The organism is Ruegeria sp. TM1040, from assembly GCF_000014065.1.
Taxonomy (GTDB): Bacteria; Pseudomonadota; Alphaproteobacteria; order Rhodobacterales; family Rhodobacteraceae; genus Epibacterium.
The window spans coordinates 2,876,436-2,899,174 of the sequence record NC_008044.1 but is presented as its reverse complement, the minus strand read 5'-3'; the positions used below and the strand labels follow the sequence as shown (position 1 = coordinate 2,899,174).

At 61.1% G+C, this 22,739-nt stretch carries 18 protein-coding genes; 10 read left to right on the top strand and 8 right to left on the bottom strand.

Translation table 11 applies throughout. The features are described 5' to 3' along the window. Nucleotides 1-55 precede the first annotated feature (55 nt). The 3 genes from TM1040_RS18195 to TM1040_RS18185 are packed head-to-tail and all read right to left on the bottom strand — an operon-like array spanning nucleotide 56 to nucleotide 2,953. Nucleotides 56-1,099, bottom strand: a complete 1,044-nt coding sequence (locus TM1040_RS18195; RefSeq protein WP_011540064.1) for a DctP family TRAP transporter solute-binding subunit — start codon at nucleotides 1,097-1,099, stop codon at nucleotides 56-58. A 49-nt stretch (nucleotides 1,100-1,148) separates the two neighbouring features. After that, on the bottom strand, nucleotides 1,149-2,435 hold the full coding sequence (locus TM1040_RS18190) for a TRAP transporter large permease (protein ID WP_011540063.1): 1,287 nt from the start codon (nucleotides 2,433-2,435) through the stop codon (nucleotides 1,149-1,151). Further along, complete coding sequence (locus TM1040_RS18185; protein WP_011540062.1) at nucleotides 2,432-2,953, bottom strand: TRAP transporter small permease; 522 nt, start codon at nucleotides 2,951-2,953, stop codon at nucleotides 2,432-2,434. The genes TM1040_RS18190 and TM1040_RS18185 overlap by 4 nt, the downstream gene beginning before the upstream one ends. 175 nt (nucleotides 2,954-3,128) lie before the next feature. Here TM1040_RS18185 and TM1040_RS18180 point away from each other — a divergent pair, with 175 nt between their 5' ends. Next, nucleotides 3,129-4,031, top strand: a complete 903-nt coding sequence (locus TM1040_RS18180; RefSeq protein WP_011540061.1) for a MurR/RpiR family transcriptional regulator — start codon at nucleotides 3,129-3,131, stop codon at nucleotides 4,029-4,031. A gap of 5 nt (nucleotides 4,032-4,036) precedes the next feature. Here TM1040_RS18180 and TM1040_RS18175 read toward each other — a convergent pair whose 3' ends face one another. Then, nucleotides 4,037-7,327 carry a hybrid sensor histidine kinase/response regulator gene (locus TM1040_RS18175; protein WP_011540060.1) on the bottom strand — a complete coding sequence of 1,097 codons (3,291 nt, stop codon included), beginning with the start codon at nucleotides 7,325-7,327 and terminating at the stop codon, nucleotides 4,037-4,039. Nucleotides 7,328-7,678: 351 nt separating this feature from the next. On the opposite strand from TM1040_RS18175, the gene TM1040_RS18170 reads away from it, so the two are divergent. The 7 genes from TM1040_RS18170 (at nucleotide 7,679) to TM1040_RS18140 (ending at nucleotide 15,403) form a co-directional block, all read left to right on the top strand. Beyond that, entirely contained in the window at nucleotides 7,679-9,334 is a 1,656-nt protein-coding gene (locus TM1040_RS18170) for an ABC transporter substrate-binding protein (protein ID WP_011540059.1), read from the top strand. A gap of 88 nt (nucleotides 9,335-9,422) precedes the next feature. Further along, the gene (locus TM1040_RS18165) at nucleotides 9,423-10,400 is read left to right on the top strand and encodes an ABC transporter permease (protein WP_044026931.1); all 978 of its coding nucleotides are present in this window, start codon (nucleotides 9,423-9,425) and stop codon (nucleotides 10,398-10,400) included. Next, a complete protein-coding gene (locus TM1040_RS18160) occupies nucleotides 10,400-11,308 on the top strand; it encodes an ABC transporter permease (RefSeq protein ID WP_011540057.1) in 909 nt (302 codons plus the stop codon). Before TM1040_RS18165 ends, TM1040_RS18160 begins: the two co-directional genes overlap by 1 nt. Next, on the top strand, nucleotides 11,305-12,117 hold the full coding sequence (locus TM1040_RS18155) for an ABC transporter ATP-binding protein (protein WP_011540056.1): 813 nt from the start codon (nucleotides 11,305-11,307) through the stop codon (nucleotides 12,115-12,117). The genes TM1040_RS18160 and TM1040_RS18155 overlap by 4 nt, the downstream gene beginning before the upstream one ends. Further along, nucleotides 12,107-13,036 carry an ATP-binding cassette domain-containing protein gene (locus tag TM1040_RS18150; protein WP_011540055.1) on the top strand — a complete coding sequence of 310 codons (930 nt, stop codon included), beginning with the start codon at nucleotides 12,107-12,109 and terminating at the stop codon, nucleotides 13,034-13,036. The genes TM1040_RS18155 and TM1040_RS18150 overlap by 11 nt, the downstream gene beginning before the upstream one ends. Further along, entirely contained in the window at nucleotides 13,029-13,484 is a 456-nt protein-coding gene (locus tag TM1040_RS18145; RefSeq protein WP_011540054.1) for a GNAT family N-acetyltransferase, read from the top strand. The genes TM1040_RS18150 and TM1040_RS18145 overlap by 8 nt, the downstream gene beginning before the upstream one ends. A gap of 35 nt (nucleotides 13,485-13,519) precedes the next feature. Further along, complete coding sequence (locus TM1040_RS18140) at nucleotides 13,520-15,403, top strand: beta-N-acetylhexosaminidase (protein ID WP_011540053.1); 1,884 nt, start codon at nucleotides 13,520-13,522, stop codon at nucleotides 15,401-15,403. A gap of 56 nt (nucleotides 15,404-15,459) precedes the next feature. On the opposite strand, the gene TM1040_RS18135 is transcribed toward TM1040_RS18140, so the two are convergent. Then, nucleotides 15,460-15,918 (bottom strand): Lrp/AsnC family transcriptional regulator, encoded by a 459-nt coding sequence (locus TM1040_RS18135; protein WP_011540052.1) that lies wholly within the window; start codon nucleotides 15,916-15,918, stop codon nucleotides 15,460-15,462. Nucleotides 15,919-16,031: 113 nt separating this feature from the next. Here TM1040_RS18135 and TM1040_RS18130 point away from each other — a divergent pair, with 113 nt between their 5' ends. Both TM1040_RS18130 and TM1040_RS18125 read left to right on the top strand, forming a co-directional pair. Continuing rightward, a complete protein-coding gene (locus TM1040_RS18130) occupies nucleotides 16,032-17,234 on the top strand; it encodes a methionine gamma-lyase (protein WP_011540051.1) in 1,203 nt (400 codons plus the stop codon). A gap of 11 nt (nucleotides 17,235-17,245) precedes the next feature. Beyond that, complete coding sequence (locus TM1040_RS18125; RefSeq protein WP_011540050.1) at nucleotides 17,246-19,630, top strand: 1-deoxy-D-xylulose-5-phosphate synthase N-terminal domain-containing protein; 2,385 nt, start codon at nucleotides 17,246-17,248, stop codon at nucleotides 19,628-19,630. Between the two features lie 4 nt (nucleotides 19,631-19,634). Here TM1040_RS18125 and TM1040_RS18120 read toward each other — a convergent pair whose 3' ends face one another. From TM1040_RS18120 to TM1040_RS18110, 3 genes are read right to left on the bottom strand one after another with little or no spacing between them, the layout of a single operon-like run. After that, the gene (locus TM1040_RS18120) at nucleotides 19,635-20,672 is read right to left on the bottom strand and encodes an ABC transporter substrate-binding protein (RefSeq protein WP_044026929.1); all 1,038 of its coding nucleotides are present in this window, start codon (nucleotides 20,670-20,672) and stop codon (nucleotides 19,635-19,637) included. After that, complete coding sequence (locus tag TM1040_RS18115) at nucleotides 20,642-22,027, bottom strand: sensor histidine kinase (RefSeq protein ID WP_011540048.1); 1,386 nt, start codon at nucleotides 22,025-22,027, stop codon at nucleotides 20,642-20,644. The genes TM1040_RS18120 and TM1040_RS18115 overlap by 31 nt, the downstream gene beginning before the upstream one ends. Continuing rightward, nucleotides 22,024-22,689, bottom strand: a complete 666-nt coding sequence (locus TM1040_RS18110) for a response regulator transcription factor (protein WP_044026928.1) — start codon at nucleotides 22,687-22,689, stop codon at nucleotides 22,024-22,026. Before TM1040_RS18110 ends, TM1040_RS18115 begins: the two co-directional genes overlap by 4 nt. Nucleotides 22,690-22,739 lie beyond the last annotated feature (50 nt).

The following is a 22,739-nucleotide window of genomic DNA, read 5'->3' as shown; positions in this document are numbered from 1 at the left end:
TCCTTGAAATTGAGGTTCCGGGGCGTGAGCGAACCCACGCCCCGGTCGGGGACCGTTAGTCGAGATAAGAGGCGTCGTTTGCCTTCCCGACTTCGGATTTGAAGAGCGCCAGGAGTTCACCAGCCTTGGCGTCGAGGTTCTCCGCCACATGGGTCTCAAACGCGGGCTGTGTGGCACCGGCCATCGCGGCACGCTGCTCGCTGGAGAGGGCGGTCACTTCGATCTTGTCCATCAGACCCGCCAGACCACGATCGGATGCCTCGATGATGCGCGACAGGCCGCGGCTCGCGGTGACGCAGCTTTCGGCGGCGGTGTGCAGGGTGTTCTGCTCCGCTTCGGTCAGACCGTCATAGAACGCCTTGTTGACCATGAAGGTGTAGGGCGAGAACAGGTGGTTGGTGAGCGTCATGTGCTTTTGCACCTCTGCGAAGTTCGCAAAGGAGATGATCGGCACCGGGTTCATCTGACCGTCAATTACGCCGGTTTGCAGGCCAGAATAGACCTCACCCCAGCTGAGCGGATAGGCCTCGGCCCCAAGCGCCTGCACGATCTTCTGGTGGCTCGGCAGGGTCATGGTGCGGATGCGGATGCCGTCGAAATCCTCAAGATTCGCGATCTGGCGCTGAGAGTTGGTCACCGCAAAAAAGCCGCCGGTGTCCGGGAAACCAAGCACAACGACATCGCCGAGCTCGGCTTCGATGTCCGCGGCCAGGGCCTCGCCGAATTCACCGTCGAACACGGAATAGGTCGAGGCGTTGTTGGCAAATGCAAACGGCAGGTTCAGCACGTCGATGCGAGGATAATAAGACGCAAGCGCACCGGTGGAGGTGAGTGTTGCCTGAATGACGCCATCGCGCACCTGCTGGACGTGCTCTGCTGCAGTGCCAAGCTGGTTGGAACCGAAGACTTCGACCGTGACGCTGCCGTTGGTGTCTGCGGTGACGATGTTCTGGAACACGGCGGTACAGGCGTGAGCCGGGTTTTCAAACGGATCGGTCTTGTTGTCGTGGCCGAAGCGGATGGTGCCACCGGCCATGGCGGAGCTTGCGGTCAGGGCGGCGATCGCGCCAACGGCAGCTGTCTTCAGGACTGATTTCATTTGTTTTTCCTCACTGTTGGTTTTTGAAGGTGGGGTTGTTTGGCCCCGGTTAGGGGGCAAATCCGAGCGCACGCGGCAGCAACAGAGCCGCGTCCTCCCAGAATGCGAAGAGGAAGAGAATGATCACTTCCGCGATTAAGAAGGGGGCAAGCTTCACCGAAATCCGCTCGAGCTTTTCGCCTGTCACCGACGACAATACGAAGAGGCAGGCCCCAACGGGGGGCGTCATCAAGGAGATGTTGAGCGCTAGCACAAAGATGATCCCGGCGTGGATTGGCTCCAGTCCGATTTGCTCTGTGAGCGGCACAAGCACCGGGCCGAGGATGATCAGGATCGCGGTGATGTCCATCACCATGCCGATCACCAGGAGGATGCAGATGATGATCGCGATCACCGCATAGGGGTTTTCCGACAGGCCCAGCACGCTGCCCGCGATGGCCTGCGGGATGCGCTCAAAACTCATCCACCAGCCGAGGATGCTCGCAAAGGCGATGATCACGAAGATCACCCCGGTAATGCGCGCGGTGCGGATCAGCATCCCGTAGAGATCCGGGAAGGTCAGCGTGCGATAGACGAAAAAGCCGATAAAGAGGGCGTAGGCCACGGCGATGGAGGCTGCTTCGGTAGGGGTGACGATCCCGCCCAGAATACCGCCGAGAATAATGATCGGCATCAAAAGCGCGGTGATCGACGACAGGAAGGTGCGCCATACTTCACCCAAGCTTGCGCCACGCGCTGCTTTGGGCAGGTTTTCGCGTTTGCCGCCAATGGCAATAACGCCCATGCAGACCGCACAGATCACCAGGCCCGGCAGCAATCCCGCTGCGAACAACCCGCCAATCGAGACCCCCATCAAGGAGCCATAGACCACCATCAGCCCGGAGGGAGGAATGGTCGGCCCGATGATTGACCCGGCAGCCGTGACCGCGCAGGCGTAATCGCGTTTGTAGCCCTGTTTCACCATCGCGGGCACCAACGTACGGCCAAAGGCGGCCGCATCCGCAGTCGCAGACCCGGTAAGACCCGCAAAAAAGACCGACGCCAGCATGTTGGTATGCGCAAGGCCACCGCGAAAGCGGCCCACAAGCACCTCGGCCAGCTTCACCAATCGTCCGGTGATCCCGGTGCTGTTCATGATCTCGCCCGCCAGGATAAAGAACGGCATCGCAAGGAACGGGAAAATATTGAGCCCGTTGAAGATCTTGCTTGGTCCAATTGCAAGGAACGTGCTGCCGCCCCCCATGGTGAAAATCCCGATGACACCCGCAAGACCAATGGCAAAGCCGATGGGCATGCCAACTGCGAGAAGCACGACAAAACAGATGCCGACGATCATGCGCCTGCTCCTTCCTTGGAATCGGTGTCATTGAGGTCGAGCTGGCCGCCTGCATCGCGGATCATCACCAGGACGACTTGCACGCAGGCCAACGCCGCGGCGGCCGGGATCGCCATGTAAAAGGGCTGCAAAGTCGCGCCCAGGATCATCGCCTGCCGTTTGGCGCCACTCTCTGCAAAGCCGATCCCGAACCACAGGACGTAGAAAAACAGGGCAAAGGTCATCAGGTCGATGAGGATCAGCATGCCACGACGCAAAGGGGCAGGCAGGATCATTAGCACAGCCGTCAGTCCGATATGTTCGCGCCGCGCGATCCCCGATGACACAGCGAGCATCGCAGCCCAGATCATCAGGTATCGCGCGAGGACTTCGGGCCAGGGCAGTTGCCAGTGAAAGAAGTAGCGATCCACAACGCCAATCCAGACGTCGAGCACCAGCGCCACCATCAACGCGGCGAGGATCACTTCCGTGCCGCGATTGATCTGGTGGCTGAGCCGCCCTGCAAAATCCCCGATCATGATGACTCCCTGATTTGTAATTTAGGTACATATTCAGGAGCAGGTAGGCGTTCAGTCAAGCATTATTTGTTACTAAGCTACAAATATCGACGCTGAAACGAAGAAATCGGGCTCGAATTGACCTGAAAATGTATCTTAGGTACAGAATCACGGGATGAAATTACGGGAGAGCCAGATGGCACCTGAGAACAGTCCCACGCAGGGAGCAGTCGATCTGATCTCCAACCTGCGGGAGTTGAACGGCAGTTTTGCCGCGCGCGAGCAAAAGGTCGCGGACTTCGTTTCGGCGCACCTTGAAGAGATCTCCAACATGACGATTGCCGAGCTGGCGGGCGCAGTGGGGGTCAGCACGCCGACGGTTGTGCGTTTCTGTCGGAGCATGGGCTGTGATGGCTTTCGCGAGTTCAAGCTGCGGCTGGCGCAGAATCTCGCCGTGAGCCTGCAATACCTCGCGCCCAGTCAGCGCGAGGTTCCCGAAGGTGGTGCAGGCGCTGTCGATCAGGTGCTCGGCGCGCTCTATGCAACCGTCAATGTGATGCGTCAGCAGCTGGTGCCAGAACGGCTGGATGCGGCGGCGGCGGCCCTGGCCGCGGCGGGGCAGATTGTTGTGGCCGGGGTTGGCGGGGGCTCGACCATGGTTGCACAGGAGGCGGCCAACCGTATGTTCCGGCTTGGTATTCCAGCCGTTTCGATCTCTGACAGCTATTTGCTGCAAATGCGCGCCGCAACCCTGGTCAAGGGGGACGTCCTGCTGCTGGTCTCTGCTAGTGGCGCGGCGGATGAGATCGTCAGCGCTGCAGCGATTGCCGGCGGCTATGGTGCGACCGTAGTGGCGATCGCCCGACCAGGCAGCCGATTGGCGCAAGAAGCGACAGTCGCGATCGAAGCCGATCTGCCCGAAGATCCCGACATTCTGAAGCCCACCGCGTCGCGCTATGCGCATCTGGTGATCGTCGACGCGCTTGCGATGTCCGTGGCGCAGGCGCGGACAGCGGCCACGACAGAGAACCTGCGCCGCATCCGGGCCTCGCTCACCGCTTATCACGGTCGCACTGGACCTCAGCCGCTCGGGGATTGAAACGGTCACCCGCGTTGGGCGATCAGAGTACGAAATGCTTCAAGCTGGGTTTCCAGTGCCTCGAACCGCTGCGCGAGCGCCGGGTCTGCGGTCTCGCGTTCCTTGAGAGAGAGCACAAAGCTCACGGTTTTTAGAACATCTCGCCAGCGCGGATTGTCGGGCAGGGTTTCGATCAGCAGATATTTGTCGAGTGTGCGCGTCTGCAAAGATGTCTTGTCGAGATTCACCCGCCAGATGCCGCTGGTCTCGGCAAAGTCAATCTTGCCCTTTCCCGTGGCCGCACTCCAGATGTCCAGCGAGTCCGACATCAGCGTGACGATGGTGTCGCGATAGGTGTCGCCTGGGGTGGTGCTGGCGTCTTCGGTTACGTCGCCGGGGATCAGCGAGGGCAGCGACGTGTCGACCACATCGCGCAGGGAGTGGACGAACTGATCCCGCGAGGACTGCGCCTGCGTAAAGAGCACCGCCCGCCCGCCACCCGCTTCGGGCAGCATGGCAAAGAGGCTGACCTGATGGGAGGTGCCGCGCAGGGTGATCTCCATATGGATCGGCTCGTCCTCGACCTCCGTTTGTTCGAGCGGCGCCAGCACGTCCTGAGGCAGGACATCGCTGAGCCGGCTACGATTCACAGTCACACGCTGCTTCAGCACCTGTTGAGCGGCTTCGTTGACATAGGTGACGACCCCGCGGGCGTTGATGCAGATCAGCCCATCCTCCAAAACATCGAGCAGCTGCGTCATCCGCCGTTGCGACAGACGCAGGGCGTCCTCGATCTGGATCCGGCGCTCGATCTCTTCTTTCAGTTCTCGGTTCTCTTCGGCGCGGCTGCGCGCCCGGCTGGCTTCGAGAAGGGTGCGGATACGGCTCAGTAGTTCGTCTTTGACAAAGGGCTTCACCACATAGTCGTTTGCCCCCGCCTCAAACCCCGCCAGCATATCGCTGGTGCGGCCGCGTGCGGTCAGCAAGATGATCGGTAACTCATGCAGCCCATGACGACGGCGCAAATCGCGGGCGACGTCGAGGCCGCTCAATCCCGCCATCATGACATCGAGCACAATAAGGTCTGGCCGCTCCTGTGCCACGCTGCGCAGCGCTTCGGAGCCGTTGCGGGCGGTGGTGATGCGGTATCCCTGCGGTAGAAGGACATTCTGCAGGACCTGCAAATTGATCGGCTCGTCATCCACGGCAAGGATCAGGGGCGAACCATCCGGCGCAATCGGGCTGGGTTCGCCCGGTTTGGTGTGCATCATCGGCACCGGGGCGGGCGGGTTTGGCAGCCACTCCTCAAGCGGTGCCACGGCGGGCAGGTCAGACAGCGGCAGCACCACCCGGAATTCCGATCCTTCGCCGGGGGTGCTCGAGACCTCGATGCTACCCGCCATCAGATCGGCCAGGTGGCGCGCGATCGTCAGGCCCAGTCCGGTGCCTGTGGCCTGCCCGGATCCATCCGGCATCAGCTGTTCCAACGGGTGAAAGATGCGTTCCATGCTGTCGGCGGCAATGCCGGGACCGTGATCGCGGATCGCCAGCGCCACATGACCAGATGGGCGCTCTTCGGCGGTGATGTAGACTTCGCTGCCACCACCGTATTTCACCGCATTTGACAGCAGGTTGAACAGGATCTGTTCAAAGCGCACCGGGTCCGCGGTTAGGGCAGGCAAGTCCCCGGGGAGATCGACGTGGAATTTGGCGGGATCCACCTGAAAGGTCGGTTGCAGGAGTTGCAGCACATTGCGCAACGCGTGCGAGGCATCCACCGGTTGCAGATCAAGCCGCATCCGACCCTCGCGGATGCGGTAGATGTCCAGAAGATCGTCCACAAGCCGCGACAGGCGGCGCGCGCTGAAGGTGATCAGGCGTAACTGGCTGGCTTGCGCGGGCAGCATATCGCCCATGGCCCCGCCTTCGAGCGTCTCGAGGATGCCGATGATGCCGTTTAGCGGCGTGCGCAACTCGTGCGAGGTATTGGCGAGGAAGCGATCCTTCATCCGGTCCGCCTCCTCGAGTTTGGCGTTCTTTTCACCTATCTGGCGCAGGTTTTCCTGCAGCTCCGCGTTCTTGTCCCGGATCATATCCAGTTGGTCACGCAGAGCGCGCCGCATCTGGTTCACTGCGCGTGAAAGGCGCGCGTATTCGACTGGGCGCTCGTATTCTGGCAGGGCCTCATTCAGACTGCCGGTGGCAACCGCGCTGGCCGCCTCCGAGAGACGCCGAACCGGGCGGGTGAGCGCATTCGCAAAGACAAATGACAAAAGCCCAAGCCCCGTGACGGCAACCGCGCCGATCAGGAACAATGCGTTTCGCAGCTGGCTGCTGTTGGCGAATGCCGCATCCCGATCCGCCTCGGCGACGACGGTCCATGCAGGGAAGGGGGGCTCCAACACACGCCAGGCCGAAAGCGACGGATCACCGGAGAGGCCAGCCTCAAGCAGTGCGACACCCTCGCTAGCACGCATCGCTTCAGGAAGGCTTTCGGTGGCATTGTCTGGAGGTGGCGCACTGGTGGCGATGATAGTGCCCTGCGACGACAGCACGGTGAGGGCGGTTTCGCTTTCGATCATCAGACGGTGCAGGCTGTTCGGAGGCATCCGTAGGATCATCGCGCCCTTATTACTACCATGGAGCCGCACGGGCACCGCGAGGTAAGCCACAAGCTGACCGGTCACCGCGTCCCGCGCATAATCCTGAAACACCGGATCAAACCCAGGCTGGTTTACCGCGCGTGTATAGGCCTGTCCCAGTCCCGGCGTCTGCGGCTGCAGCACGCGCCCGAGGTAGCGATCCTTGTGAACCGAGTAGACCACCTGCCCGTGGCGATCGGCGAGATAGAGATTGTCGAACTCGGCCTCATTCAGAAAGTCGAGGAATCCCGCATGAAACCGGCGGTGAGTGTTGGAATACTCCAAAGCTTCGCGCAGCAGCCGGTCTTCGCTGCCAATCCCCGAAGGCGGCGCTGCAGGGCCATCAATATCAAAGATATTGCGCAGCTTGGCACCGGCTTCCTCGGGCGTGCCCTGCATCTGCCGAAGCGCATGGCTGAAGCCGTAAAACTCTCCGACCGAGTAGCGCACATTGGCCGATTGGGCGAGGTTTTCCGCCTGCCTGCGCGCGTAGGTCATATACTGCATGATCTCGCTGGCCTTGGCATCGCGCACAAAGGCTACCTTCTGAAAGGTCTCGGTGGCGATGGTCTGATTGACCAGCCGATAAAACACCATCCCGCCCAGCGTCAGCGGCAAAACGGACGCGAGGAGGAAGGTGAACAAAAGGCGAGCGCGAATTCCCTGTAGCGGCACGGTGGCTCCGGTTCTTTTGGTAGCAATCTGCGCGATCCTGCGGTCTAGCCTCACCTGAGGCAAGGGGAGAGGACAGAACCCGGCGCAGGCATAAATCTCTAGAAGGGTCTCTAACAGTTTGGAATGACTTGTCTATTGCGATACGTCAAAACGGCGTGCGCAGCGTTTTGACGATATTTCCGATTTTTCGGGTACCATTGTGAGGGCAGCGCGGACTTCATTGTGGAACATCCCCGGCGTTTGGTGAGGAGATCAAATGCCCCCCATGGTTTGCTCCGTGGGCGCCCTTCACCGGGCGGGAACGGGGAATGACACGAGGCGGGAAAACCCGTCATCACAGGGAGACACAACATGAAATTCACTGCTACCGCCGGGCTCTTGGCCTCGGTTGCGCTCTGGACCACTGCCGCACAGGCAGAGGAAACCGTGCTGAGCGCGTTGCCGGAACAGGTCACCGCTTGGGTGGAGAACTTCAACCCGTTCAACCAGACCACCGCGGCGCCGTCCGTCATGCATTTCATGTACGAGCCGCTGATCATTTTCAACGCGCTCGACGGCGGCAAGCCGATCTACCGTCTGGCGACCGCATTTGAGTATTCCGATGATCTGAGTTCCATCACCGTGACCCTGCGCGATGGCGTTCAGTGGTCCGATGGCGAAGCATTCACCGCCGATGATGTGGTCAAATCCTTTGATCTGGCGCTGAGCGATCCGGCCCTCGACAGCGTCGGCATGGCGCAGATGCTCTCTGGTGTCGAGAAACTCGACGAGATGACGGTGAAGTTCAACCTCTCCACCCCTTCAAGCCAGGCCATGTACCAGATCGTGCGTGTGCCAATCGTCCCCGAACACGTCTGGAGCAACGTCTCCGATCCCGTGACCTTTACCAACCCTGATCCCGTGGGGTCCGGTCCGCTGACAGAGATCCGCCGTTTCACGCCGCAGGAATACATCCAGTGCCGCAACAACAATTACTGGGACGCTGAGAGCCTCAAGGTCGACTGCATGCGTTTCCCGCAGATCGCCAACAACGATCAGGCGCTGGCAGCGGCCGCGAATGGCGAACTGGACTGGATGGGGTCCTTCCTGCCCGACATCGACAACACCTTTGTCGCCAAGGACCCCGAGCATCACAGCTATTGGCTGCCCGCAGGCTCTCTCGTGGCGTTCTACATGAACTTCGAGGCCAAAGAAGCCGGCGACAAAGAAGCCGTGAACAACGTCGCCTTCCGCCGCGCGGTGTCGATGGCCTTCGACCGCGAAGCGATGGTGGAAATTGCAGGCTATGGCTATCCGACGATCAACCAGTATCCCTCTGGTCTGGGCCGCGCTTATCACGCGTGGAACAACCCCGAAGTCGAGGACAAATTTGGCGCGTTTACCCAATATGACATCGAGGGCGCCAAGGCACAGCTGGCCGAGGCCGGGTTCAAGGACATTGACGGTGACGGCTTTGTGGAAACCCCAAGCGGTGAGCAGATCGACATTGAAGTCATCGTGCCCAACGGCTGGACCGACTGGGTCAACAGCAGCCAGATCGCGGTCGAGGGCCTGAATGCAGCCGGGATCAAGGCCAATGTCTCAACACCTGAATCCGCGATCTGGACCGAAAAGCTGATCAAGGGCGACTATGACATGGCGATCAACTCGGTTCGTGTTGGTGCGACCCCCTTCAACCAGTATCTGGACTCGCTCCACGAGATTAATCAGGCCAAGTCGCGTTTTGCCGCGTCGCGGTACTACAACGAAGAGCTGAGCGACCTTCTGGATGCCTTCACCCAGACCAGCGACACCGACAAGCAGATGGCGATCATGTCCGATGTACAAGAGATCGTCGGTGAAGACATGCCGCTGGCCTATGTGTTCAACAACCCGCGCTGGTATCAGTACAACACCAAGCGTTTCGAAGGCTTCTTCAACGCTGACAACCCGGTGGCCAACCCGGTGGTTCACAAAACCAACCCGGCCCGTCTGATCCACCTCCTGAACCTGCGCCCGGTCGAGTAATTCCTCCCCGACCTTCGGGACCGCTCATCTGATGAGTGGTCCCGCTTTTGGCGCCCCACACTCCCCTCCCGACAGATGGTTTGACCTGATGCGTTTTCTTTTGAAGCGGCTCGGCTTTTATGCCGTTGCCTTTCTGGTGGCCGCGACCTTCAACTTCATGATCCCGCGCCTGTTGCCCGGCAACCCGGCGGATATCATGCTGGCGAACTCCGGTGGCATGATCGCACCCGAAGCGCGCGAGGCGCTGATGGCCACCTTCGGGTTCATCGATGCACCGTTGCACGAACAGTATTTTGCCTATCTTGGCTCGATCTTCACCTGGGACTTTGGGTTGTCGATCAAGTTCTACCCGATGCCGGTTGCCGATGTGCTGACGCAGGCGTTGCCGTGGACCCTGTTCCTGACGGGGGCGGCGTTGTTGATTTCCTTTTCCGTAGGCACCCTTCTGGGCGTGCTGGCAGCCTGGCGGCGCGGGCAGCTTACGGATGTGATCGCCTCACCCACCGCGCTTGCGCTGCAGTCGGTTCCGGCCGTGGTCGTCGCGCTCTGCGGGCTTTATTTCCTTGCGGTGCGCAACCGCTTCTTCCCGACCTCCTACGCCTTTGATCCCAAGCTCGACCCAAGTTGGAGCTGGGAGTTCATCTCATCCGTGGCATATCACGGTTTTTTGCCGGTGGTGACGCTGAGCGTGGTGCTGATCGGCGGCTACCTCATCACCATGCGCAACAACATGATCGGGCAACTGGGCGAGGACTACCTCGCCATGGCCGAAGCCAAGGGGCTGAGCGATGCGCGCGTGCGCTATGCCTATGCCGCTCGCAACGCACTGCTGCCATCCGTCACCGCGCTGGCGCTTAGTTTCGGGGCACTCTTTGGTGGCTCGCTCATTACCGAGGTGGTGTTCAACTATCCGGGTGTCGGCAACCTTTTGTACCTCGGCATCGTGGGGCGGGATTTCCCGCTGATCCAGGGCCAGCTTCTCATCATGACACTTGCCATGCTGCTCGCGAACCTCGCGGTGGACCTGGCCTACGTCTTCCTTGACCCCCGACTGAAGAGGGCCTGATGTCAGATCTCCTTCGTACCTTTCTGCGCAATCGCAAGGCCGCTATCGGGCTCACCATCGTGCTGATCTATGTGGCGATTGCGATTGCCGCGCCCCTGATCGCACCGTTTGATCCCATTGCCCGCGTGGGCCGTCCGCATCAGCCGCCCTCGGTCGAACACTGGCTCGGGACCACCCGCATGGGGCGCGACGTGTTCAGCCAGTTGGTCTGGGGCACGCGTACCTCGCTGATGGTGGGGATTGTTGCCGGCCTGATCGTGACCGCGATTGGCACCTTCATCGGCATCACCGCTGCCTATTTTGGCGGCCTTGTGGATGATATCCTCAACTTCTTTACCAATGTGGTTCTGGTGCTGCCACAACTGCCGCTCCTGCTGGTTCTGGCCGCTTTCCTCGGTCAGGTCGGACCCTGGGCGATCGCGCTTATTATCGGTCTGACCTCCTGGGCCTGGGGCGCACGCGTCACCCGTGCACAGGCGATGTCGCTCAAGACCCGCGACTTTATTCAGGCCTCCGCGATGATCGGAGAGCCTACGTGGCGGATGATCCTTGTCGAGATGCTGCCGAACCTGCTGTCGATCATAGGGTTCAACTTTATCGGCTCCGTCATTTTCACCATCATCACCGAGGCCACGCTTGAATTCCTCGGCCTTGGCAGCCCCTTGGCCCTGTCGTGGGGCACCATGCTTTATAATGCGCAGACCGCTTCGGCGATCATGGTTGGCGCATGGTGGGAGGTTCTGGCCCCTTGTGCGGCGATCGTGCTGATCGGTGTCGGCCTGTCGCTGATGAACTTCGGCGTGGACGAGATCGCAAACCCCCGGATGCGCACCCTTGGCAATGTCGCCAAGGCGCTGCGGATCGAAAAGCGCTTGCTGCGCCAACGCATGCAGGAGGCCGAGCAATGAGCGCCCTTCTTTCCGTCGAGGGCCTGCGGGTCGATTATCTGACTGCAGGCGCGCCTTTTACCGCCGTTCGGGACATCTCTTTTGAGATCCAGCCCAATGAGATCCTTGGTCTTGCGGGCGAGTCCGGCTGTGGCAAGAGCACGGTGGCCTATGCGCTGATGCGTTTGCACAAACCGCCGGCTTTGGTGCGCCGGGGGCGCATCCTCTTTGAGGGGCGCGATGTCCTGTCTTTCTCTGACAAGGATTTGCGTGCCTGGCGCTGGTCGGAGGTCTCCATGGTGTTCCAGAGCGCGATGAACTCTCTGAGCCCGGTGATGACGATCTTTCGTCAGTTCTACGACATGCTGCGCGCGCATGGGACGATCACCAAGGCAGACGCCATGGCGCGTACCGCCGACATGCTGGAAATGGTCGGTATCCCCGCAGACCGCATGCACGCCCACCCGCATCAGCTGTCGGGCGGGATGCGGCAGCGGGTGGCGCTTGCGCTGGCGCTCACCTTGCAGCCCAAGCTTATTATCATGGATGAGCCAACGACGGCGCTTGACGTGGTGGTGCAGCGGGAGATCCTGCAAGAGGTGCTGCGCCTCAAGGACAAGCTTGGGTTCTCGGTTCTGTTCATCACCCACGACATCGCCCTGATGGCGCAGATCTCGGATCGCATCGGCATCATGCGCGCGGGCGAGATCGTCGAGATCGGCACCGCCGCGCAGATCGTGACCAACCCAAGCCACGACTACACCCGCAGCCTGTGGGAGGCGATGCCGATCCTCGCCAAACGCCCGGAAGGAGCGCGCCATGCTGTCTGAGACGCCTATTCTGAGCCTCGAGAACCTCAGCAAGACCTTTACCCTGCGCCCCGCCTTTGGCCGCGCAACCCAAGTGAATGCCCTGCGCAATGTCTCGCTTGATCTGATGCCGGGCCGTGCGCTGGCGCTGGTCGGGGAGAGCGGTTCGGGCAAAAGCACCGTGGGTCGGATGATCGTGGGGCATCACACGCCAACCTCAGGGCGGATCCTCTTTGAGGGCCAAGATATCGCCGAGCTGACCACACGCGCGGATCAGATGCGCTACCGGCAAGCGGTTCAGATGGTGTTTCAGGATCCGTTTTCGGCGCTTAACCCCGCGCATACGATCCGTCACCACCTGTTGCGCGCGCTCTCGCTGCACCAGCCCGACGCAGACCCCGAAACGGCCCTGCGCATGATCCTTGAGGATGTGGAACTGGATCCCGTCTCGACGCCCGCAAAGTTCCCGCATGAACTGTCCGGCGGGCAGCGTCAGCGGGTGAATTTCGCACGCGCACTGGCGGTCAAGGCGCGTCTGATCGTGGCGGATGAGCCGACCTCGATGCTCGATGTGTCGATCCGAAAATCCATCCTTGGTCTGATGCAGCGCCTGAAGGACGAACACGGGCTGTCGCTCCTCTATATCACCCATGATATTGCCACCGCCGAGTATCTCGCCGAAGACACGGCGGTGATGTTTCGCGGCCAGGTGGTCGAGCGCGGCCCCACAGCACGGGTCGTCGGTGCGCCGCAACATGGCTATACGAAACTTCTGCGCGCTGCCGTTCCCGACCCGGAATTGCGTCTTACCGGCAGCGATGCGGGCTTTGCCGCCGAGGCGCGGCGGGTCCGCGGACAGAGCGCCCATGATGTGCAGGCCTTTCGCGAGGTCTCTCCCGGTCATGTGATCGCGGAACACGCGGAGGTTGCCCATGCCTGACATGTTGGTGCCGCTCTATCGCCTTCCGCGGATGCCGGATCTTGCACCCGACATCAAAATCCGCCCTGCGCTGCCGTTTGAATCGCATGTGCTCCTTGCCTTCGTGGGTCAGCACTTCAGCTCTAAATGGGTCGATGAATGTACCGTAGCACTGGCTGCACGGCCCTCGCGGGTGCTGATTGCCACCGAAGGATCACGCCTTTTGGGCTTTGCCTGTTTCGACGTCACCTGCCGGGGCTTTTTTGGCCCGACCGGCGTCGACCCGGAGGCCCGTGGCAAGGGGCTCGGCAAGGCGCTCTTGCTGGCCGCGCTGCATCGTCTTCGGGACGAAGGGTTTGCCTATGGCATCATCGGTCAGGCAGGCCCGGTGGCCTTTTACGAACAGGCCTGCGGCGCGGTGGTCATCCCGAACTCAGACGACGGTGTCTTTGACAATGCCCTCGTCTGAACGCTCCAGAACATAGACCCAACAGGACAGTTCAAATGCATTTTCACCTCGATAGCCTCTGGCATGCCGAAGAAGGCGCGATGGAGTTCGCGCTGACCAATTGTGGCACAACCCCCGTGACCAACCCGCGCCTCGTTTACGCAACGCTCACGCGGTGTTTGCGGCCTTCGAACTGCACCGGGGCACGGCTTGTGCGGCGGCAGGCAAACTTTCACGAATACGCCTCGGACGAGGGATTCGTGCTCGCACCGGGAGAGACTTGGCGGTTCACGGAGCATAGCCTCACCCGTCCGGCGCTTCATTCCAATGAGGGGCCAAAATCAGCGGGAGTCCTCTTGGAGGATGACACGCTCGTGCTGGCATTTGCCGGGGACTTGCAGGCCTCTGTGGTGGAAGGTCACGCAACAGCTGTGCAAAATGCGGCTCTAACATGCGGGATTCTGCCCGAACCCAAGCGTGTCGCTATCTCGAACTGGGCTGAGACCGCCCCTGTGCATCTCGCGCTTCAGAGTGATGACGCAGCGGTGATGCAGTTGGTATCGCGCGTCTCTGAGCTGACTCGCCGTTTGCATCCGCTTGCGCCGACACCGTTTGTGTTGACCGCCAAGGAGGACGTGGCACTGCTCTGCATTACGCCGGATCAGACACTCCCCGCAGATGGCTATCGTATCACTTGGGACGAAGGGAAAACCACCCTGCATCACGGCAGCGGGCGGGGGCTGTTTTACGGTCTGGTGTCGCTGGCGCAGATGCTCACCCATGCCCACGCTGAGCCTCAGCGCTATGGCGTGCCGCTCAGCGGAGAGATCGAGGACGCCCCCCGCCACGGTTGGCGCGGTGCGCATCTGGATGTCTCGCGCCAGTTTTACCCGCTCGATCAGGTTCTGCGCTACGTGGACATCATGGCGTGGCACAAGATGAACCGGTTCCATTGGCACCTGACTGACGATGAAGGCTGGCGGCTGGAGATCAAAGCCTATCCGCAGCTCACTGAGACCGCCGCACATACCGGCATGGACCTGCCCGTCTTGCCGCAGCTTGGCCCAGACATGACCGGGCAGAGCGGTTTTTACACCCAGGACGAGGCCCGTCAGGTGGTGAAACACGCCGCGCAGTTCGGCATCGAAGTAATGCCGGAGATCGACGTGCCCGGTCACTGTGCTTGCGTTCTGGGCGCGTTGCCTGATCTGGTCGATCCCGAAGAGCCCGAGAGCTACTGGTCGGTGCAGGGGTTTGCCAACAACGCGCTCAACCCGGCGATCGAGGAGTCTTATACCTTTGCCGAGACCGTTTTGGCCGAGGTCTGCGAGATCTTCCCGTTTGAGGTCGTTCATGTGGGGGGCGATGAGGTGGCCGAGGGCGCTTGGATGCAATCGCCCAAAGCGCAGGCGATGATGCGCGAAACGGGTCTAAAGGACACGCCGCAATTGCAGGCTTATTTCCTGCGTCACATCCAGACCTATCTGGCGGGGCTTGGTCGCAAGCTTGGCGGTTGGGAAGAGGTGGCCCATGGCGGTGGTCTTGATCCCGAGCACAGCCTTTTGTTTGCCTGGACCACAATCGAGAAAACCGCGGAGCTGGCGCAAGAAGGCTATGACGTCATCAGCACGCCTGGGCAGGCCTACTACCTTGATATGGCGCTGTCGGATGCGTGGTATGCACCGGGCGCCAGCTGGGCGGGTTTCACCCCGCTCGACAAGACTTATGCGTTTGAGGCCGACAATGGCGACCCAGTGCTTCAGGGGCGGCTCAAAGGTGTGCAGGCCTGCGTCTGGAGTGAGCATCTGACCACAATGGCCCGGCGCAATCACATGATCTTTCCGCGCCTCAGCGCCATTGCAGAGGCCGGGTGGAGCGCAGCCGAAAACAAAGCCTATGACCGGTTCAAGTCGCTTGCAGAGTTGATGCCGCGCCTCTGAGGCGGAAGGCAAGCCAATGGCCTCGGGGATCGCTCGGGGCCATTGTCATCCCGGTGTTATCCCAGCCGTGGAAAGACCGATGTATTCTTCACGGTGCTATAGACAAAACTGGTATCAATGGAGGCGATCCCGCCGATGGGGTGGATACGATTGCGGATAAAATCCTCATAGGCATCGAGATCCGCGACCACCACCCGCAGTTGATAATCTGTGGCTCCGGTCAGGATGTGACATTCGAGCACCTCGTCGATCATCTGCACCCGGCGCTCAAAACTTCGGACATCTTCCTCGTTGTGGCGTTCTAGCTTGATGCGGACAAATACCGTGATCGGCAACCCGTAGGCACGGGCGTCCACATCGGCGCTGTAGCCCCGGATTACCCCGGCGGTTTCCAGGTTCTTGACCCGGCGCAGGCAGGGCGAGGGCGACAGGTTCACGGCCTCGGCCAGGTCCTGATTGGTCATCCGGCCCTTGGCCTGCAGCACGCGAATGATCTGGCGATCCTTTGAGTCCATATCGTCACCTATTGGCATAATCTGCCAATATCATGTCTCGCATTGGTAGTTTTTGCAATCTCTCGCCCTGTGTGGAGGCGCATCATGGCAGGCAAATGAGGAAGGAGACCCCCATGTCCGAGACCAAAGGCTTTGCCACCCGCGCCATCCACCACGCCTATGACCCGATGCAGAACGAGGGCGCGCTGACGCCGCCGCTGCATCTGACCTCCACCTTCGTGTTCGAAAATGCCGAAGCCGGCGGCGAGATGTTCGCAGGCGAGCGCGAGGGGCATATCTACAGCCGAATCTCGAACCCGACCTGTTCGCTTCTGGAGCAGCGTATCGCAACGCTAGAAGGGGCCGAAGCCGGTCTGGCGCTGGCAAGCGGCATGGGCGCGGTGACGGCGATTCTCTGGACGCTCCTCAGCCCCGGTGACGAGGTGATCGTCGACAAGACGCTCTATGGGTGCACCTTTGCCTATATGCGCCATGGGCTTGCAAAATGGGGCGTGACCATCACCCACGTCGACATGACCGACCCCGCCGCCCTGAGCGCCGCCGTGAGCGAGAAGACCCGCGTCGTCTATTTCGAGACGCCCGCCAACCCCAACATGCGCTTGGTCGACATCAAACGCGCCGCAGAGATTGCGCATTCCGTCGACGCGCGCGTTGTGGTCGACAACACCTATGCGACGCCCTACCTCACGCGCCCGATCGAGCTTGGCGCGGATCTGGTGCTGCATTCGGCGACCAAATACCTTGGTGGTCACGGCGATGTGGTCGCAGGGCTTGTGGCGGGCAGCGCCGAGCTTTTGACCGAAATCCGCCTTGTCGGCATGAAGGACATGACCGGTGCGGTGATGGCGCCCTTCAATGCGATGCTGATCATGCGCGGCTTGAAAACACTGGCGCTACGGATGGACCGTCATTGTGCCTCGGCGCAGACCGTCGCGGAGTGGCTAGAGGCCCAGCCCGGCGTCGCCAAGGTCTATTTCCCCGGTCTCAAGAGCTCTGAACAGCACGAGATCGCCAAGGCGCAGATGGCGCAGCCCGGCGGCATGATTGCCTTTGAACTCGAGGGCGGCATGGAGGCCGGGATCAGCCTGATGAACCGCCTGCAGATGATCCAGCGCGCGGTGTCGCTTGGCGATGCGGAGACGCTCATCCAGCACCCGGCTTCGATGACACATTCCACCTATACCCCCGAGGAACGCGCGGAACATGGCATCAGCGATGGCTTGGTGCGCTTGTCCGTGGGGCTTGAAGAGGTTTCGGACATTCTCGATGATCTTCAGCAAGCTCTGTCGCCTCAGATGCGTCAGGCTGCCGAGTGAAAGGCGGGTCCATGTCCCAGAACATTGAACATCTGAGAACGGTGGAGCAGCGACTGTTGTGGCTGTCCCATTGGATGATCCACAACGCCAACCATTTGCGCGCCAAGGAGGACGGCATCAAGATCGGTGGCCATCAGGCGTCTTCTGCGTCGATGGTGTCGATCATGACCGCGCTCTACTTCTCGGCGCTTCGCCCCGAGGACCGGGTGGCGGTCAAGCCGCATGCCTCGCCCATCTTTCACGCCATGCAATACCTCATGGGCCACCAGACTCGCGAGAAGATGGAGAACTTCCGCGGCTACGGCGGTGTGCAAAGCTACCCGAGCCGCACCAAGGATATTGACGATGTGGACTTCTCCACCGGCTCTGTGGGCCTTGGCGTGGGGATCACCGCGCTTGCGTCGATGGTGCAGGATTTCATCACCGCAAAGGACTGGGGCGGCGATGTCACTCCGGGCCGGATGGTGGCGCTTGTGGGCGATGCCGAGCTTGATGAGGGCAATATCTATGAGGTCTTGCAGGAGGGCTGGAAGAACGACCTGCGCAATACCTGGTGGATCATCGACTACAACCGCCAGAGCCTTGATGGCATCGTGCGCGAGGGGCTGTTTGGCCGGATCGAGAAAATCTTCGAGGCGTTCGGCTGGGATGTGGTCCGGGTGAAATATGGCGCCCTCCAACGGGCCGCCTTTGAGGAACCCGGCGGCGAGGCCCTGCGTGACTGGATCGACGCCTGCCCGAACGTGGAATACTCCGCGCTGACCTATATGGGCGGGGCCAACTGGCGCAAACGCCTGATGGAGGATCTGGGCGACCAGGGCGCGGTCTCGGCACTGATCGACAAGCGCAGCGACGCGGAACTGGCGGCGCTGATGGAGAACCTCGGCGGCAATTGCGTGGAAACGATGGCCGATACATTCGCCGCCATCGACCACGACCGTCCGACCTGCTTTCTGGCCTACACAATCAAGGGCTGGGGCACGCCGATTGCGGGCCACAAGGACAACCACGGCGGCCTCATGACCAAGGCGCAGATGGCCGAGTGGCAGACCCATATGGGTGTGGCCGAGGGCGAGGAGTGGGAGCTGATGGCGACCGTTTCTGACACGAAGGGCTTTCAGGCCTATCTCGATCAGGTGCCGTTTTTTGCCAAGGGCGCGCGGCGCCACTCGGACGCGCGGCTTTCGGTGCCGGCGGTTGCGGTGGACACAAGCCGCGAGATTTCAACGCAGATGGCCTTTGGCAAGATCCTTGACGATCTGGCGCGCGGCGACAGCGATCTTGCGGCGCGGATCATGACCACCTCTCCGGATGTGACCGGCACCACGGGGCTTGGTCCATGGGTCAATCGCCGCAAGCTCTTTGCGCGAGAGGCCCAAAAGGACGCCTTTATCGAACATCGCATTCCCTCGACGGCCAAGTGGAATTTTGACCCCAAGGGCCAGCATCTCGAACTGGGTATCGCGGAGATGAACCTGTTCCTGCTGCTGGGCGCGGCGGGCCTGTCGCACAGTCTCTGGGGCAAGCGGGTGATCCCGATTGGCACGGTTTATGATCCCTTTGTGCACCGGGGCTTGGATGCGCTCAACTACGCGTGCTATCAGGATGCGCGCTTCATGATCGTCGGCACGCCCTCGGGGGTGACGCTGGCGCCGGAGGGCGGCGCGCATCAATCCGTGGGCACGCCCCTTACGGGCATGGCGCAGGATGGGCTTGCGAGTTTTGAACCGGCCTTTGCCGATGAGCTCGCGGTCATTATGGAATGGGCTTTTGACTACATGCAGCGCGATGGCGAAGGCGACCCGGACGAGCGCACCTGGCTGCGCGATGAAACCGGCGGATCGGTCTATCTGCGCCTGACCACCAAACCGCTCGAACAGCCGGGGCAACGGGTTGATGATGCCTTCCGTCAGGGGGCCATTGATGGGGCCTATTGGCTGCGCAAGCCGGGGCCGAACTGTTCAGTTGTGATCGCCTATCAAGGTGCGGTCGCGGATGAGGCGATTGCGGCGGCAGGTCTGGTCGGTGAGCATCGCCGCGACGTTGCCGTTCTGGCGGTGACCTCGGCGGATCGTCTCAATGCAGGCTGGACCGCCGCGCAGCGGGAACGGGCGCGGGGCAACCCGCAGGCGGTGTCGCATGTGGAGCGTCTCTTGGGGGAACTGCCTGCCCATTGCACCCTGATCACCGCGATTGATGGTCATCCGGCGACGCTCTCGTGGCTGGGCTCGGTTGCAGGGCATCGGGTTGTGTCGCATGGGGTCGAGCATTTCGGCCAGACCGGCACCATCGGGGATCTTTACCGTCACTTCGGTCTCGATCGGCACAGCCTCGCGCGTTCCGTGGGCGAGCTCACCACGGGCGCGCGCCGCATCCCCGGCGGGCAGGCGGGCTAGGACCCTAGCGCAATACGGCGCTGCTCCACTCCTCCAGGAAGGCTGCCTTCTTGAGCGCGTCGAGATAGACCAGCAGCCCGGGCCCCATGCGAATGCGACGGAGGGCCTGGGCATCATCGCTCCATGAATCGTCGTCCAGCACCGAGAACGCACCGGGGGCTGCCTGCCAGCCTCGGGCAATCAGATGGTCGATCATCAACCCCGCCAGTTCGGGCGCCTGACTGTCGCGGGGGATGAAAGCGGTGCGCAGGGCGACAACCGTGTAATCCTGCGGCAGCAGCACGATCACGTCATCCCAATTGCTTTTCTCGCGCGCATAGCTGCCCAAGACGTTGTAAACCATTGCCAATTCGCCAGTAGCGACATCGTCGATCATCTGGCTGGAGCAGCAATAGAGCCGCAATCCGACCGACCCCATTACCTCACTGAGGCGCCAGTAGGTTTCCGAGGTGCGTGCATCCTGTGTGGCATAGAGATAGCCAAGACCAGATGCGCGGATGTCATAGGTGCCGACCTTGTCTTGGAATCGTTCCGGGTAATCCCGGATCAGGGCGATCAGGTCCTGGCGGTTCTGGGGCATCGGCAACCCTTCCAGCGCCTTGCGCGACAATACAACCGCTGCCGGTTCCTGGGTAAAGGCAAAGAGATGATCGCGCCAGCGCGCCCACGCCGGGAGCCGCTCTGTTGTGGCCGAACTATAGGGCTGCGCTTGACCGTCATTCACCAGCTTGGTCTGCAGGTCCGTTGCAATGGAGATCGCCAGATCAGCGTCAAATCCGTCCTCGTCAAGCGCCTTCATCATCTCGCCGGAACTGGCCACGGTATAAACGATGCGGACATCTGGAAGATCAGACAGGAATTCACGCAACGTCGGCTCAAAAAACTCTGCGTCCCCGGTGGAGATCACCCGAAGCACCCGGCGCGCGTCCGCAGGGCCTACGCTGATTTGATCCTCGATTTCAAAGGCCTGAAGTGGCGCTGCAAGCGCAAGGCTGATCAGGCCCGAAAAAATCAGGCCAAGGGAAAAGACAAGCTTGCGCATGCGCCACCTTTGTCGCTGTGATTGGTCAGGAACAGGCGGCCGCCATGGGCGCGGGCGACCTCATTTGCAATCGTGAGACCGAGACCAGACCCCACAACGGTTTCGGTATTGCCGCCCCGCACAAAGCGGCGTGTCAACCGGCCCATGTCGGCCTTTGGAAAGCCTGAGCCTTCGTCGCGCACAGTGATCTCCGCGCCGCTCTCTGTGGGGCGAACGGTGACATGCACGATGCTGTCGGGGGGCGCGTATTTGATGGCGTTGTCCAGAAGGTTCAAAAGCGCGCTCTGCATCAAGATCGGGTCGCCTTTGACGACCATGTGCGCATCGGGCAGCGTGATTTCTATGTCGATGTCGCGCAGCTCTGCCATCGGGTGCAGGCGCGAAACAGCGTCGCGGGCAAGGCGTGTGAGCTCTACGTCTTCCATCTCCAGGTGGTCCGAGCGAAAGGAAACCATGGCGTGATCCAAAAGCTGCCCTGCGGCCCGGCTGCTCTCATCAATGGCGCGGATCATCTCGCGCACGGCCTGGCGGTTCTCGGGCTTGTCGACCCGCCGCAGGGTGATCTCGGCCTGTGTGCGTACGGTTGTAAGCGGGGTCCGGACGCGATGTGCAGCCTCTGCGATCAGGTCCTCCGAGCGCGATAGAGAGGTTTTGAGCCGGCTCATGAAACCATTGAGCGCGCCCACAAGAGATTCCATCTCGGCAGGCACCGGAGCCGAAACCGGACGCAGGTCCGACAGCCCCCGGCGCGACACAGCCCCGGCAAGCGCACGCAGGGGCTGGATCGCGGATTGGGCGGCGAGGATGCCAAAGAAGGCGGCAATCGCAAAAAAGCCAATGCCGAACCCGGCCACCGTTTGCGAAATCCCAGCAAGCTGCTGTCGCAAACCATACCGTGTCTGGGCGACGGTCACTTCGATGAAATCGGGTGTGCCGCTTACAGAAAGACGCCGGGTGGCCGTGGCCATGCGGATCTCCTCTCCATCATATTGCGCGGTTTGAAACCGCGGCGAGAGACCGGTGCTGGCGACCGGGCGCGGGAGATCGGAATATCCCGTCATAAAGGCGCCGTTGCGCGTGATGGCGTAGAACACGCGATCTTCGCTGATATTGCCCAGCATGGAGAAGGCGAAATAGGGGATGTCGACGGTCAGATCTCCGTTGCGCACCGATGCCGAATCAAGAATCGCGGTCACAGACGCCGAAAGGATTTCATCCTGACTTTGCCCGGCGAGGTCGCGCGCATAGTTCTGAACCACCAAAAACATCAGCCCCGCCAACAGCGCGGCCCCTGTCAGCAACTGGATAATGAGCCGCCTGCGAATAGAGCCCCGGAGCAGGATTGGCGTGCTCATGAGAGGCTCAGCCGGTAGCCCAGCCCACGCACGGTGACGATTTGCGCCCGCGCCCCTTCAAGGTGTTTGCGCAGCCGTCCGACATAGACTTCGATCGCGTTTTCAGAAGCATCGACGTCGTAGGAAAACAGCCGATCCACCAGCTTGGATTTGGAGAAAACCTGATCGGGGGCCGCAATGAAGATCTCAAAGAGGCGCAATTCCCGGTTGCGAAGTCGCACCTCGCGTCCGTTCACTGTCAGGGTGCAGGCGAGAGGATCGAATACCACATCGCCAAAGCTGTGAATATTGCTGGCTCCCCCGGATCTGCGGCGTTGTACGGCCCGGCACCGGGCCTCAAGTTCGGAAAAATCGAAGGGTTTGACGATATAATCATCGGCGCCGAGATCCAGGACACTGACCCGGTCCGAAACTTCAGAACGTGCGGTCAATACAATCACAGGTGTATCCCGTTGTGCAGCTCGATGCGCCTGCAGGAACTGCCGCCCATCGCCATCCGGCAGCATGATATCGAGCAGGATCATGTCGTATTCCGTGGTCGCCATAAAATCATCCGCCGTACCAAGGTCCGGTGCCCGGTCCACAACATGTCCGTCCAGCGTGAGCCTATCGAGCACCGCATTGGCCAGCTGATCGTTATCTTCGACGAGTAAGTAGCGCATGGCGGCGAAACATCTGCTCCGTGTCAGGTTTGTGTCAGCTTGGGCCGGAA

Coding starts and splice junctions, on each gene's coding strand:
- TM1040_RS18135 (WP_011540052.1), bottom strand. CDS start 15,918: ATGGACTCAAAGGATCGCCAGATCATTCGCGTGCTGCAGGCCAAGGGC.
- TM1040_RS18170 (WP_011540059.1), top strand. CDS start 7,679: ATGAAATTCACTGCTACCGCCGGGCTCTTGGCCTCGGTTGCGCTCTGG.
- TM1040_RS18110 (WP_044026928.1), bottom strand. CDS start 22,689: ATGCGCTACTTACTCGTCGAAGATAACGATCAGCTGGCCAATGCGGTG.
- TM1040_RS18130 (WP_011540051.1), top strand. CDS start 16,032: ATGTCCGAGACCAAAGGCTTTGCCACCCGCGCCATCCACCACGCCTAT.
- TM1040_RS18160 (WP_011540057.1), top strand. CDS start 10,400: ATGTCAGATCTCCTTCGTACCTTTCTGCGCAATCGCAAGGCCGCTATC.
- TM1040_RS18185 (WP_011540062.1), bottom strand. CDS start 2,953: ATGATCGGGGATTTTGCAGGGCGGCTCAGCCACCAGATCAATCGCGGC.
- TM1040_RS18180 (WP_011540061.1), top strand. CDS start 3,129: ATGGCACCTGAGAACAGTCCCACGCAGGGAGCAGTCGATCTGATCTCC.
- TM1040_RS18155 (WP_011540056.1), top strand. CDS start 11,305: ATGAGCGCCCTTCTTTCCGTCGAGGGCCTGCGGGTCGATTATCTGACT.
- TM1040_RS18125 (WP_011540050.1), top strand. CDS start 17,246: ATGTCCCAGAACATTGAACATCTGAGAACGGTGGAGCAGCGACTGTTG.
- TM1040_RS18195 (WP_011540064.1), bottom strand. CDS start 1,099: ATGAAATCAGTCCTGAAGACAGCTGCCGTTGGCGCGATCGCCGCCCTG.
- TM1040_RS18190 (WP_011540063.1), bottom strand. CDS start 2,435: ATGATCGTCGGCATCTGTTTTGTCGTGCTTCTCGCAGTTGGCATGCCC.
- TM1040_RS18115 (WP_011540048.1), bottom strand. CDS start 22,027: ATGAGCACGCCAATCCTGCTCCGGGGCTCTATTCGCAGGCGGCTCATT.
- TM1040_RS18145 (WP_011540054.1), top strand. CDS start 13,029: ATGCCTGACATGTTGGTGCCGCTCTATCGCCTTCCGCGGATGCCGGAT.
- TM1040_RS18150 (WP_011540055.1), top strand. CDS start 12,107: ATGCTGTCTGAGACGCCTATTCTGAGCCTCGAGAACCTCAGCAAGACC.
- TM1040_RS18120 (WP_044026929.1), bottom strand. CDS start 20,672: ATGCGCAAGCTTGTCTTTTCCCTTGGCCTGATTTTTTCGGGCCTGATC.
- TM1040_RS18165 (WP_044026931.1), top strand. CDS start 9,423: ATGCGTTTTCTTTTGAAGCGGCTCGGCTTTTATGCCGTTGCCTTTCTG.
- TM1040_RS18140 (WP_011540053.1), top strand. CDS start 13,520: ATGCATTTTCACCTCGATAGCCTCTGGCATGCCGAAGAAGGCGCGATG.